The 13,808-nt window shown below is 31.9% G+C and carries 10 protein-coding genes; 6 read left to right on the top strand and 4 right to left on the bottom strand.

Features of this window, described 5'->3' with window-relative positions; all coding sequences use genetic code 11:
* Positions 1-249: 249 nt before the first annotated feature.
* On the bottom strand, positions 250-789 hold the full coding sequence (locus tag FA045_RS13965) for an STM3941 family protein (RefSeq protein ID WP_136877700.1): 540 nt from the start codon (positions 787-789) through the stop codon (positions 250-252).
* Positions 790-1,079: 290 nt separating this feature from the next.
* On the opposite strand from FA045_RS13965, the gene mgtE reads away from it, so the two are divergent.
* Positions 1,080-2,429 (top strand): magnesium transporter, encoded by a 1,350-nt coding sequence (gene mgtE / locus FA045_RS13960; protein ID WP_136877699.1) that lies wholly within the window; start codon positions 1,080-1,082, stop codon positions 2,427-2,429.
* Positions 2,430-2,451: 22 nt separating this feature from the next.
* On the top strand, positions 2,452-3,453 hold the full coding sequence (bioB, locus tag FA045_RS13955) for a biotin synthase BioB (protein WP_136877698.1): 1,002 nt from the start codon (positions 2,452-2,454) through the stop codon (positions 3,451-3,453).
* A gap of 61 nt (positions 3,454-3,514) precedes the next feature.
* On the opposite strand, the gene FA045_RS13950 is transcribed toward bioB, so the two are convergent.
* A complete protein-coding gene (locus FA045_RS13950; protein ID WP_136877697.1) occupies positions 3,515-3,925 on the bottom strand; it encodes an organic hydroperoxide resistance protein in 411 nt (136 codons plus the stop codon).
* Positions 3,926-4,113: 188 nt separating this feature from the next.
* Between FA045_RS13950 and FA045_RS13945 the strand changes: the two genes are divergently transcribed.
* From FA045_RS13945 to FA045_RS13935, 3 genes are read left to right on the top strand one after another with little or no spacing between them, the layout of a single operon-like run.
* Complete coding sequence (locus FA045_RS13945) at positions 4,114-6,495, top strand: gliding motility-associated C-terminal domain-containing protein (protein ID WP_205943159.1); 2,382 nt, start codon at positions 4,114-4,116, stop codon at positions 6,493-6,495.
* Entirely contained in the window at positions 6,492-7,484 is a 993-nt protein-coding gene (locus tag FA045_RS13940; RefSeq protein WP_136877695.1) for a PorP/SprF family type IX secretion system membrane protein, read from the top strand. Before FA045_RS13945 ends, FA045_RS13940 begins: the two co-directional genes overlap by 4 nt.
* Position 7,485: 1 nt before the next feature.
* Positions 7,486-7,923, top strand: coding sequence for a hypothetical protein (locus FA045_RS13935; protein ID WP_136877694.1), 438 nt, complete (start codon positions 7,486-7,488; stop codon positions 7,921-7,923).
* Here FA045_RS13935 and FA045_RS13930 read toward each other — a convergent pair.
* Positions 7,920-10,076 carry an FUSC family protein gene (locus FA045_RS13930; protein ID WP_136877693.1) on the bottom strand — a complete coding sequence of 719 codons (2,157 nt, stop codon included), beginning with the start codon at positions 10,074-10,076 and terminating at the stop codon, positions 7,920-7,922. The two genes, FA045_RS13935 and FA045_RS13930, sit on opposite strands and share 4 nt — an antisense overlap.
* A gap of 966 nt (positions 10,077-11,042) precedes the next feature.
* Here FA045_RS13930 and FA045_RS13925 point away from each other — a divergent pair.
* Entirely contained in the window at positions 11,043-12,395 is a 1,353-nt protein-coding gene (locus tag FA045_RS13925; protein WP_205943158.1) for a PhoH family protein, read from the top strand.
* Here the strand turns inward: FA045_RS13925 and FA045_RS13920 are convergent.
* Positions 12,392-13,600, bottom strand: a complete 1,209-nt coding sequence (locus tag FA045_RS13920; protein WP_136877691.1) for a TCR/Tet family MFS transporter — start codon at positions 13,598-13,600, stop codon at positions 12,392-12,394. The two genes, FA045_RS13925 and FA045_RS13920, sit on opposite strands and share 4 nt — an antisense overlap.
* Between the last annotated feature and the right edge of the window lie 208 nt (positions 13,601-13,808).

The raw sequence follows: 13,808 nt of genomic DNA, 5'->3' as shown, positions 1-13,808 counted from the left end.
TTTTCACAGTCCTGCCATTCGCTTTATTTCGTCCCAACCTAAAGGTCGGAACTACATGTTCGCTACTGTCAGGTTTATTGAACAAAAGATTGTGCAAGAAACATGCAATTTGGCTAAAACCAATATTAATTTATCAAGTTTCATCGGTTAAAACTGGCGGTAATGATTAAAAATGTTATGTTTTTTCTTTTTTAGCGAGTTGTTCTGTGGCTTTCAATAAAATTCATAGCAACAATTTTTTGCCAAACTCTATTTATCTAGGATTTTATATTTATTAAAATACTCGTTCAATATGGACATCAATTGAGTATGATTTAATTGCATAGAACTTGAAGATAAATTAAAAGGTGAACCAAAATTTTTTATATTGAATTTCATCATCTTTTTTCGAATATTATTTTCTTCTTTATCAATCCAATAAGCTGAATTATCTACAACTATAACTACAAATTTTTGACTTTGAATTTTCAGTTCAGAAAAACCGATTATGTTTTTCCATTCAATAAATGTAGTCAGCGATTTTTTCGGATAAAGGATTAGACCTTTCTTATCGATAACAAGAATTAATTGATTTGATAAGAGTTGCCTTACTGAAATATATATACCTAATCCGAAAAATAAAATAGATATTATACCAATTGTCTTTATAAAGAAAGGATTTCTTGATCTATATCCTGTAAAAATTTCTACATTCATCAATATATAAACACCACCCAAAACAAAAAATAACGAACCAATTAATAACAATAATGATTTTTTCTTACTAGAATAAATTTCAATTCTTTCCATGTTAATGTTTTGTATCTGTTTTCATGAGGTGAATTTAACAAAATATACGTTATGCAACTTATCGAAAGCACCACTTGCTTTGTAAAATAAACCCGATTGCAGTGTATGCCATGTTAGTCTCAGCGCCTACCTGCGGTAGGCAGGTAGGCGGAGACATGGCAGCAACGTAAAGCGGGACAAAACTTGCCAAAAATTACTACCCTTGTTTTTCAAATAAAAAACTGCTTAATCGCTTTTTAAAGCCATTATTGTAACATCTCAAATGCAAATTATTTCTATCTTAGTAGCCTATGCAATCATTTGATTTAGATAAAACAGACGTTTCTAAACTAAAGCAGGCAATAAGTGGTGATAATGAACAACTTAAGGCTACGCTTGCGGAATATCATGCGTCTGAAATTGCTATTTTATTTGAGAGCTTAAACAGTGAAGACAAAGAGCGGATTATCAATTTGCTGGATGTTGAAATTGCATCGGAAGTTATTGCAGAAATGCATGAGGAATCCCATCCTGCAGAATTACTTTTACAATTACACCCAGATAAGCGAACAGAAATTGTTGAAGAGCTTGATTACGATGATGCTACGGATATTATTTCGCAACTTGATGAGCACGAGCAGCAAGAAATTTTAGAAGACTTAAACGAAGATGACGCGTCGAGTATTCGGAATTTGATGAGTTATGACGAAGAAACAGCAGGTGGTTTAATGAACACCGATGTTATTCGCATTAATTTAAACTTGTTTAAAAAAGATGCAATTGACGAAATTATAAGGCAAAGCGAAGCAATTGAAGAATTTTACACGGTTTATGTAGTTGATGATGAAAACGTATTTAAAGGTATTGTTTCTTTAAAAGATATTATTAAAGCAAAGGGCAACTCGAAAATAACCGAAATGATTAATGCTGATGTGGTTTATGTAAAGGCAGAAACCGATCAGGAAGAGGTAGCAAAGCTGATTTCGCAATATAATTTAACCAGTATACCAGTTGTTGATGATGAAATGAAACTTTTAGGCTTGGTTACATTTGATGATGTGATTGATGTTTTGGAAGATGAAAATACAGAAGATTTTCTGAAAATTTCTGGGGTTTCTGAAGATGAGGAATTAAGCGGTAATTGGATTGATGCTGTAAAATCTCGCTTACCATGGTTAATTATTAATTTAGCTACAGCATTTTTAGCATCGGCAGTAGTGCGCCATTATGAATTTGTTACCGCACAATTAACAGTGCTTTCTGCCTACATGGTTATTATTGCTGGTATGGGTGGTAATGCTGCCACACAAGCTTTAGCAGTAACAGTTAGACGTATTTCGTTATATGATTTAACTGATAATCAGGCTTATAGAGCGGTATTAAAAGAATTTACTGTTGGTTTAATTAACGGAGCTGTTACCGGCTTAATTGTTTTTGGAATAGCATTTTTCTTTGATGCAAACCCAATGCTAGGTTTAGTTATATTTTTAGCAATGACAGGTAATTTGGTTATTGCTGGCATTACTGGCTCAAGTATACCTTTGGTATTAAAACGCGTTGGTATTGATCCGGCTATTGCATCGTCTATAATTATTACGACATTTACAGACGTTTTTGGTTTTTTACTCCTTTTAGGATTAGCCAGTAAGTTATTATTATAAATTAAAATACATATAAATTAATATGCAAGCATTAAGACACGATTGGACAAAAGAAGAAATACAGGCTATTTATGATAAGCCATTTTTGGATTTGGTTTATGAAGCTGCAACCATTCATCGTGAACAAAAAGATTATAATGAAGTACAAATTAGCTCTTTAATTTCTATAAAAACTGGTGGTTGTGCCGAAGATTGCTCTTATTGCCCTCAAGCAGCCCGTTACCAAACCGATTTAGAGGTACAACCTTTAATGCAATTGGGTCAGGTAGTAAGTGCAGCTGTAAAAGCAAAAGAGGGTGGAGCATCTCGTTTATGTATGGGCGCTGCTTGGCGTGAGGTTAGAGATAACCGCGATTTTGACCGCGTGATTGAGATGGTAAAAGCGGTAAATGATATGGACATGGAAGTTTGTTGTACTTTGGGTATGCTTACAGAAACTCAGGCTCAGCGACTGGCTGATGCAGGTTTGTACGCCTACAACCATAATATTGATACTTCTGAAGAGGATTACAAAAGAATTATTTCTACCCGTACTTATGATGATCGTTTAAATACCATTAAAAATGTACGCAAAGCGAAATTAACAGTTTGTAGCGGTGGTATTATTGGTTTAGGAGAAACACCTGCAGATAGGGTAGCAATGATACAAACTTTGGCAAACTTACCACAGCATCCAGAATCTGTACCGGTAAATGCTTTGGTACCTGTTAAAGGTACGCCATTAGAAGATCAGCCACGTGTGCCAATTTGGGATATGGTGAGAATGATAGCTACAGCTAGAATTGTAATGCCTAATTCTGTGGTACGCTTAAGTGCTGGACGAAATGAAATGAGTACTTTAGAGCAAGCTTTTTGTTTTATGGCTGGTGCAAGTTCTATTTTTGCTGGCGATAAATTATTAACTACACCAAATCCGGCATTTGCCGATGATATGGTAATGTTTGAATTGTTAGGCTTAAAAACTAGAGAAGCATTTAAAAACGGTAGACCAAAAAATACGATAAAGGAAGAAGTTGTTGTATAATTATTTTAAAGTTGAAATGTTGTAAGATTGAAATGTTCAGCCTTACAACATTTCAACTCATTTAAACTGCTGTAACTCTTACCTCAATATTCCCTTTTGTGGCTTTAGAATATGGGCAAGTTTGATGAGCTAAATCTGCAATTCGTTGAATTTCATCATGTGCTAAACCTGGTATGTGTACATCTAATTCTGCCGATAAAGCAAATCCTTTACCATCCTCATTAAATGAAATTTGAACATCAACAGTAGCTTCTTCTGCTACAATTCCTTCTTTATCTGCAATGCTTTTTAATGCGCCTAAATAACATGGTCCCCATGCGGCAGCAAATAGTTGTTCTGGATTGGTTGCACCACCTTGTCCTCCCATTTCTTTTGGTCTCTTAACTTCAAAATCTAAAATTCCGTCGTTTGATTTAATGTGTCCGTCTCTTCCGCCTTGCGCAACAACCGATGCTGTATATAATTTTTCCATGGTTAATTTTTCTATTAAGACAATATAACAAACCATTGGTTAATTAGTTTCATTATAGATTAATGATTATATATTTAAGAAGATATAAATTTTAGTTTTAAGAAAAAAAAGTATTAGATTTAGTTATTCAATCATCCCTAATATTGAAAACTACTAAATTAACTCGCCTCACGCTTGTTTCCATATTAATGGCAATAAGCTTTAATATTTACGCACAAAACTGTCCCGAAAACATTGGGTTTGAAACAGGTACATTTACCAAATGGCAAACCTATACTGGTTTTGTTGAATCAAGTTTAGCTGGTAATAAAACTGTAAATAAAGTAAATGTTACAGCTGGTGCACCTTCTTTACTTAGGCACGGCATTATAAATTCAAAAACAGTTAAAGATCCTTATGGTGGTTTTTCTGTATTGGCTCCCAACGGAAGTAATTATTCGGTTAAATTAGGTAATGACGGTACTGGTAAACAAGCCGAGAGAATATCGTACTTAATAACTGTACCCAACGATAAGCCTGTATTTAATTTAACTTACCAGTATGCGGTTGTTTTTCAGGACCCTAACCATATAGAAGCAGAGCAACCTAGATTTAATGTTAAGGTATTAGACTTAAGTACAAATAGTTATATCAATTGTGCATCGTTTGAATATATTGCTACATCAAACTTACCAGGATTTAAAAAATCTAAAGTTGCTGGTGTAATTTATAAAGATTGGTCGCCAGTTTCTATTAATTTAAGTAATTACCAAGGTAAACAGCTATTAATAGAATTTACTACTGCAGATTGTACGCAAAGCGGACACTTTGGTTATGCTTATTTAGATGTGAATGAAAAATGTGAAAGCATTATTCAAGGAAACACCAATTGCGATAGCTCTGATGATGTATTATTAACCGGACCAGGCGGTTATGAGTTTTATAAATGGTACAATGCAGATAGATCTGTTTTTTATGGCGAAGGAAATTATATTACGATAAAACCCGCTTTAAAAGAGAATGACAAAGTAATACTTGATTTAATACCTTACGCAGGATTTGGTTGCACAAATACCGTTAGTACCATTATACAGAAAGGTTTTTTTGAATTGAATTTAGTGAGTGAGATTAATGCTTGTAAAGATGAAATTATTGATCTTACAGCAGAAAAATATAGAATAAACATGGCTGCTGATGTTAGCTATGAATATTTTACCGACCCTGAACTTAAAAATAGCCTGCCAAAGCCAACCGAAATTACAAAAAGCGGCACGTATTATATAAAAGCAAGAAGTATGAACGGCTGTAGCGCTGTTAAACCTATTGAGGTAATATTTATTGATATTACAAATATTGATGTACTTGCTAAAGCAACAGCTTGTGCAAACAGTTTTATCGATTTAACAAGTAATAGTATTCAAAAAAAGGTACCCGTTGGTTTAACGAAAACCTATTTTACTGATTTACAACTTACCAAAGTTATCGCTAATCCACAAAATATTACCCAAAGTGGCAGCTATTATATTCATTTCCAATCGCAATTTTGCTCGGTTATTAAAAAAGTTGATGTAGAAATTTATAAATTACCCATACTTAAGATTAGTAATCCACCAGCAGTTTGCGCACCAAATACAGTTGATATTACTACTGCTATTGTAACTCAAGGAAGCGATAATGACATTCAATTATCTTACTTTAATGATGAAAATTTAACCCTAAAAATCGATAATCCAAATGCTATTGCTAAAAGTGGCATTTATTATATTAAAGCCATCAATACCAATGGTTGCGTAGCCGTAAAACCAATTGAAGTAAAAGTTTATGAGTTGCCTAACTTAGTGATTAAAAATCCAGATCCAGTATGTGCGCCAATGGTAATTGATTTAACTGATCCAATTCTTTATACTGGTACAACAACAAATGTTAGCTATACATTTTCAGAAAAAACAAGTGGAAAAATATTAAATAATCCAAAACAAATAGATAAAAGCGGCACATATCTGGTAAGCATAAAAAATTTAAATGGTTGCGAAATAACTGAGGAGATTACCGTACAGATTAATGCTCAACCTCAATTGGTTATCAATCATCCTGCTCCAGTATTTTTAACACAAAGTGTAGATTTAACCAATCCTGATATAATTAAAGGAAGTAGTGATTATGTAAAAGTGGCTTATTGGTATGACAGTCAAATGCAAAAACCAATAGAACAAGCTAATAGAATTACCAAATCAGGTAGTTACTACATTTCTCTCACCAACTTATCAGGATGTACTATTGTTGCAGAGGTAAAAGCAGAATTGGTAAACCTTCCTAAAATTAATGTACCTACAGCGTTTACTCCATTTAAAGGAACAAATAATAAACTTTATCCTTTTATAGCTCATTTAAAAAATTTAATCAGTTTTAAAGTATATAACAAATGGGGCAATTTAGTATTCGAAACTAGCAGTGCTGAGCCAGAAAAGGGATGGAATGGCTATTTTAGAAATTCTGCACAACCTTTTGAAACCTATACTTGGGTTGCAGAAGGCATTAATTTAATTGATAAAAAGTTTAGTACAAAAGGCAATACTATTCTAATTCCATGATAAAAAACTGCCTATTCATATTGATACTTATTTTGTATTCTAGCTCTTCAAATGCTCAGGATCCTAAATTTTCGCAATATTTTGCTGCACCATTACTTTTAAACCCAGCTTTAACCGGATACTTTGATGGCGACTACAGAGTGGCGGCTAACATGAGACAACAATGGGCAAATATTGGAGCTCCTTACAATACCTACAGTTTATCTGGAGAAATAAAACTTAACGATGAGTTTTATCACGATGACATTTTTGCCATTGGGATGAGTGCTTTGTATGATGAATCGTTTAATAAATTTTTAAAAGCATCGAACTTAAGTGCTGGTTTTTCCTATTACAAATTCTTAGATCCCAATCATAACGTTAAAATTGGATTAGCTCCACAGGTTTCTTATGTTACCAAACGATTAGATTTTGACGCCTTAACTGTAGCTTCCCAATTTCAAGACGGTTCATTTAACCTTTCGTTGCCTAATTATTTAGATTTAAATAGCAATAAACTTTCTTATTTTGACTTTAATGTGGGTGCTAATATTGCTTTATCTTTAAATAAAATATCTGCCTCGCTTGGCTACGCTGCATATCATTTAACAAGGCCAAACCAATCTTTATTTAATGATTTAACAGTAAAATTACCTTACCGACACACCATAAACTTTAGCTTTAGGTATACAACCGATGATTTAGTAGATTTAAATTTTAGCGCACACCAACTAAGAGAGGGCTCAAGTCGCGATGCAATTATAGGGGCTGTAATAGGTTTTAAACCTACATTCGAATCTAAATTAAAATTAAATACCGGGCTTTGGTACCAATCAAATGGTAATTCTTTTTTCCCCTTTGTTGGTTTTGATTTTTCTACTATTTCATTAGGATTTAACTACGGCTTATTCTCTAAAAACATAGCTAATTATCAACCCAGAACTTTCGAGCTTTCTATTATTTTAAGAGATAATACTTTCACAAAATTTAAAAATACTTGCAAATTTTAAGATGAAAAAATTCTACTATTTATTTTTTAGTTTACAATTAATTACCTTTTTGTTAAAGGCTCAAGAAAAAGTAAATATTGATTATCAATACATTAGAAGCAATAATGAATACCATGCTTATGCAGTTTATATAAAATCTGATGATCAAAACAAAACTTTAGAATTTGAAGTTACATCAACTTTTTTGATGGATAAACTTACAGGTGTAAGCATTAAGAAAGGAAAAATGGATATTAAAATACCCTTTACAAAATTAGATACTGTAATTAAAACAGATGAAAACACGCTAAATAATTTGGTGATTGTTGCAAGCTTTAAAAATTTACTGAAAATGAAAATCGAATGTGAAACTGTAATTATCTTTAAATTAAACGATGAAAGAAAAATAGAGTTACCGTTTAATTTTTGCTTGGTTAAAAATAAATTAGAAAATAATTAAATCTTTAACTTCTCTGTTAATTTAAAAATATCATACGCAACTTTTTGTATGGCATCGTACTGTTCAGAGATAATCATACTTTCATTTTCTTTAAATGATACGTTTAAATTTTTTCTTCTAATTAATGGCACATTGCTAATATCATCATTGTGTACATTTAAATTACTTACAGATTGATCTATTAAATAAATCGTATTTGTAGCGATAGGTTTCAATTCATCAACAGCTAAATAAATATAAGCATGTTCTTTTTTATAGAGTGATAGTGTAGCAATGTAAGATGAAAGCAAATGATTAAGTACCGTAAATTGATGTAACTCTGTCATGTGATGTTGCTTACTTTTAGGTTCAGAAAACATTCTTTGAAACAAGGAAGCTAAGTTAGATGTACTTACATAAACTTGCTTTCTGGCCAGCTTATAATTGGTCGAATTTGGATTTGACTCAAAATAAAGTAAGGTTACTTGCTTATAATACTCCATGTTTGCCTTTAAAGTATCAATCATAGCTGTTTTAAGTTTTTCGTATTCCCAATTCGGAAACAGAGAATAACTTGCCAGTAACGCTATAGCAGAACCTATCAAAGTATCATAAATTCGCTCACGTGCCAATGAAATACTTCCCATGCCTAAAAAATCGAATAATACTAAAATGTAAGGTGTCATAAAAAGTACACTTACCACATAATTTTTGCGTTGAAAGCTGTAACTACCAATCATGCAAAATAATAAAATTAAAAAGAGTGTATTTTTATCATGCACATAAACCAAAATGCCCATTCCTATAAAAGCACCTATAACCGTACCAATTAGTCTTTGGATATTACGTTCTTTAGTTAAGCTAAAACCAGGTTTTGAAATCACGAGAATAGTTAGTAAAATCCAATAACTGTGCTCAAAATTTAAGCTTTTGGCAACAACAAAACCAATTAACATTACAATAGCCACTCTTACAGCGTGCCTAAACGTTGATGATTTAAAGGTTAAGTTCTCAAAAAACAACTTAACATCCATATTTTGTTTGTTTACAAACTTTTCTACATCAATCTCTCTGCTTTTTAAGTTCTTTTTTTCGCTTTTATTAAAATAGCCGTTTATGGTTTTTACTCTACTAACAATATTCTCAATATTTACTTCGATATTTTTTAATGCAATTAAACCTAAGGTGTTGTATTGCTGGTTTTTATTTTTTTCGAGTAGCGTAATTTTATACTTCAATTTTTCAACACCTTTTATCAATTTAGGATCTAAATAAGGCAATCCACCACTTTTTAATGAGAAGGCTACTTCATCCAAAGAGTCTGCAATTTGGTTAATTACTCTTTCATATCTTGGTAAAATACCCGCCGAGTCAAATTGCTCATGTAATTGTTTGTAATTGTAATAGGTAGACATTACTTGTTCAAATAAGTCAACCATATCAACAAAAACAAGCAACAAAAATCTGCCTTGAGGTGTAGATTCTCTTACAATTTCTCTAGTTCTAAATAATACTTCACGTACTTCGTCTTGTTTCTCATGTACATGAACCTGAAGTTGCAAAAGCTCAGCATAATTTTTTTCATAATCAGTATTCTGATGATAAAATTTTGCCTTGGCTCTTAAAAATGTGCTTACCTCTAAAATAGAATCGCTTAACATTTGCTGCACCAAACGATAAGGCCTAAGTCTGTACACGAAATAACTTAATAAAGTGTACCAAATACTACCTGCTAAAACCAAAAGGGCATAAAAAATCACTTCTTTCCATGGTCTTATATCATCAATACTTAAAACCATTATCAGTAAAACTGATGTACCAACAGCAGCAGCTCTATTTCCGTATAAAAAGAACATCGAAAAAAAGAAGCTACAAATAACAAGCAAAACACCTGTTACATAAATGTTTAGATTGGTTAAACCAACAACAATTGAGATAATAAAAAGTAGAACTGTGGTAATAACCATGGCATTTCTACGATGTACTATTGGCCCTGGAGTATCAACAACACTAATACATAAAGCACCAAGTGAAAGTGTCATCCCATATTGAAGCATACCAAACTGAGCCATTATTAAAGAGGGTAGGAGTACGCCAATTGTAATACGCAAGCCATCTGCAAAATAAGTACTTAGCAAAAAATCTTGAATGTTTCTGATTGGCTGGTTCAGCATGGCACAAAATTAACGTTTTTAGTATGGATATTGATTTTAAAAATTGATAATTTTTTGGCTGGATTAGTTTAAATAAGAATTTTACGCATCAATAAAAGTATATCTATTTTATAAAATGTGAATAAACCTAATCCACCGTTATGTTAGTAAAAGTGAGCTATTTATGTAAAATGTATACTATACGATTAGTTTAGAACATATTGAAGAATTGTAATTGTTAATAACTGATTAGTAATGGTTTATAACTTGTTAAAAAATTAGTGTAAATATTTTTGCGTATCCATTAAATAGCTGGTAAATTAGATTATATCAAAAACGAAGTACTTTGACAGTCTGAAAAATAATCCAAAACAAAAATCAAGTCGAAAGACTACAAATTTTTGGGATTAAAATGCTAAAATCAAATTCGAAATTGCATTGTAAAATGTAAATCGTTTTCAAAAACATGTTGCAAAATATGTAAATGATTAAATTAGTAACTGAATTTATTAAAGTCGAAAGATGTAAATAAATGAATGTGAAAAGGTTTAAATACCTAAAATTAATTTGATGAAACAAACTGATGAACATCGAAAGATGGAAATCATTTGATAATGGTTATCGAAAGATAAATATTGTTAAATAATAGTCGCTAAATAAACTTTTCGCAAGATTAGCCATGTTTAGCAGATTTATAGGTTGGAAAACCAGTTTAAGTTTGAAGCATATCAGACACTATCAAAATTGCCGCATTTTACGGAGTAACGCAATAAATTGATAGTTAACAAACGAGTTTAACGGTTCGAAAGAATTTTAAACTACGAGTAAGGTTAAGTACATTCAATTGATGCCATATTACAAACTAAGGTTGGTAATAAGGTTAAAACGGAGACACCAAATCGAAAGAAGAGGATCTCCGTTTTTTTATGCTTTCGATGTTAGCAAATAAACTATTTTTTTTAATTGCTAAATGCTAATTTTATGTATATGGCAAAGAAAAATCATCACGACAGCAATTCATCCACAAAAATATTTGTATTAGATACTTCAGTAATTTTATATGACCATGAAGCAGTAAATAGTTTTCAAGAACATGATGTTGCGGTGCCAATTTTGGTTTTAGAAGAACTAGATAACTTTAAAAATGGTAACGATACTCGAAATTTTGAAGCCAGAAATTTTATCAGATTAATTGATCAAGCATCTAAAAACAACTTGATTAATAAATGGTTTCCGCTTAAAAAGAATAGTTTAGGCAAGTTTAAAGTAGTTTTAGATGAGCACCCAAAGAAAATTAACGCCGAAAAATTATTCGGCGATGCCAAATTTGACAATAGAATTCTAAATGCTGCACTATATTTAAAAGAAGAAAATCCTAAACGTAAAGTTGTTTTAGTATCTAAAGACATTTGCTTACGCTTAAAGGCTAAATCGCTAAATCTGCATGCCGAGGATTACGAAACAGGTAAAATTAAAAATGCAGACGAATTATATACGGGAAGAACTGAAATATTATACTTCGACCTTAAAGTGATGAGCAGGCTGGAAAATAACGAAAAGATAAATGCTGCTGAATTAGCCATTCCAGTTATCAATTCTAATCATTTTTTTATCCTTAAAAATAAAAAGAAAAGTGTAATAGCCTTTTACAATAATTCCGATAAATCAATTCGCAAAGTAAATAATCATCCTGTATTCAACATAATTCCGCGTAATGCCGAACAATCGTTTGCAATAGATGCACTTTTAAACACCGATATTAAGTTGGTAACTATACAAGGCAATGCCGGAACTGGTAAAACATTATTAGCATTAGCTTGTGCGCTAGAACAAAGAAAAGACTTTAGACAGATTTATATTACACGACCAATTGTGCCCTTAAGCAATAAAGATATTGGTTTTTTACCTGGTGATGTTAAACAAAAAGTTGATCCTTATATGGCACCAATATGGGATAATTTAAAATTTATTAGAGAGCAGTTTAATGACGATGAAAAGATGCAATTTAAAATTGATGAACTCATCAGAACGGAGAAAATACAAATAGCTCCTTTGGCATTTATTAGAGGTAGAACAATAACTAAGATCTATTTTATAGTTGATGAAGCTCAAAATCTTACTCCTCACGAAATCAAAACGATTATATCCAGAGCTGGCGAAAACACCAAAATTGTTTTTACTGGCGATATTTATCAAATTGACACTCCGTATTTAGATTCAGAAAGTAACGGATTATCTTATCTCATAGAAAACGCAAAAAATCATCCCTTATATGCACATATTACTTTGCAAAAAGGGGAGAGGAGCGAGTTAGCAAATTTAGCTACCGATTTGCTTTAGTGATGCTTTTTTAATGCAGAAACAGCAATTATTAAAGCAAAAAAAGCTAAAACAGCGCTCAGAATAAACGGTGCGCCAGGAAAATAAATACTATTATTTTTATCAATAAAATGAGCAAAAATAAATGCCATAAAGAATGGCCCAAAGATAGCACCTAAACTTTGCATACTAGTAACTATACTTTGTATTTCACCCTGTGCATTATCTGGCACTTGATTTGAAATAATAGTTTGCATTGCTGGATTGCCAATGCCAGCCAAACAATATGGAAGAATGAAAATCATCATCATTAAACCATTTGGCGCAAATGCGAAACAAGTAAATCCAATAATGTATAATGATAGACCAAGCATAATTGCTTTTTTACTCCCAATTTTTGGTATTACAATTCTAATTAAACCGCCCTGAACAATTGCAACTACAACACCAACAACGGTAAGTGAATAACCAATCATTGTTGGGTCCCAATTAAATTTTTCTTTTACATAATAGCCCCAATTAGATTGCACAGAATGACTTGCTGTGTATAATAACAATAATGCAGTTACTAATCCAATTATTGCTGGATATTTTGAAACGCTGATTAGGGATCCAATTGAATTTGCTCGTTTCCAAGAAAATTCTCTACGTTTATCTTTCGCTAATGACTCTGGTAAAATAAAATAGCCGTAAAGCCAATTTAAAAGTGCTAATGCGGCAGAGATCATAAACGGAACTCTTAACCCCATGTTGCTAACTAAACCTCCAATAAGCGGTCCAATAATAAATCCTATTCCAAAAGCTACACCAACTAAACCGAAGTTTTGAGCTTTTTTCTCTGGCGTGCTGATATCTGCAATATAAGCCATGGCGGTTGTAAAACTTGCTCCAGCAACACCAGCGATGATACGACCTACAAATAACCAAGCTAAGGTTGGGGCAAATGATAAAAAAATGTAATCTATTCCTAAACCTAATAATGAAATTAATAAGATAGGTCTTCGTCCATATTTATCGCTTAAACCACCTACAATTGGTGCAAATATAAATTGAGCTAACGAATAAGCAACTAATAACAAACCACCGTATTCTGCTGCTTCAGCTAATGTTTTCCCAGAAATGTCTTTAATTAAATCAGGCAAAACCGGAATAATTATTCCGAAACCAATACAATCAATAAGAATAGTGATACATATAAAGCCAAGCGTAGATTTTTTGTTTTCCATTTTATTTAAAAAACAAAATTAGCTTATTTACTTAAATTATAACTTAGAAACTGATATAGTTTTTGAAATAGAATAATGTTATTAAACCATAGTATAAAACACGCAAAAACTATTAAAATTAATATAATAACAATTGTCTTATAATTAACATTATGTTAAGTTGTATCAATTAAACACCAACATCTTTTACCAACTCACAACTTTACAC

Origin of the sequence: Pedobacter cryotolerans (assembly GCF_005116475.1) — a bacterium.
Lineage (GTDB): Bacteria > Bacteroidota > Bacteroidia > Sphingobacteriales > Sphingobacteriaceae > Pedobacter > Pedobacter cryotolerans.
The sequence above is the reverse complement of the archived record's forward strand: the minus strand, read 5'-3'. Positions and strand labels throughout refer to the sequence as shown.

Coding starts and splice junctions, on each gene's coding strand:
- FA045_RS13965 (WP_136877700.1), bottom strand. CDS start 789: ATGGAAAGAATTGAAATTTATTCTAGTAAGAAAAAATCATTATTGTTA.
- FA045_RS13925 (WP_205943158.1), top strand. CDS start 11,043: ATGGCAAAGAAAAATCATCACGACAGCAATTCATCCACAAAAATATTT.
- bioB (WP_136877698.1), top strand. CDS start 2,452: ATGCAAGCATTAAGACACGATTGGACAAAAGAAGAAATACAGGCTATT.
- FA045_RS13920 (WP_136877691.1), bottom strand. CDS start 13,600: ATGGAAAACAAAAAATCTACGCTTGGCTTTATATGTATCACTATTCTT.
- FA045_RS13935 (WP_136877694.1), top strand. CDS start 7,486: ATGAAAAAATTCTACTATTTATTTTTTAGTTTACAATTAATTACCTTT.
- FA045_RS13950 (WP_136877697.1), bottom strand. CDS start 3,925: ATGGAAAAATTATATACAGCATCGGTTGTTGCGCAAGGCGGAAGAGAC.
- FA045_RS13930 (WP_136877693.1), bottom strand. CDS start 10,076: ATGCTGAACCAGCCAATCAGAAACATTCAAGATTTTTTGCTAAGTACT.
- FA045_RS13945 (WP_205943159.1), top strand. CDS start 4,114: ATGGCAATAAGCTTTAATATTTACGCACAAAACTGTCCCGAAAACATT.
- mgtE (WP_136877699.1), top strand. CDS start 1,080: ATGCAATCATTTGATTTAGATAAAACAGACGTTTCTAAACTAAAGCAG.
- FA045_RS13940 (WP_136877695.1), top strand. CDS start 6,492: ATGATAAAAAACTGCCTATTCATATTGATACTTATTTTGTATTCTAGC.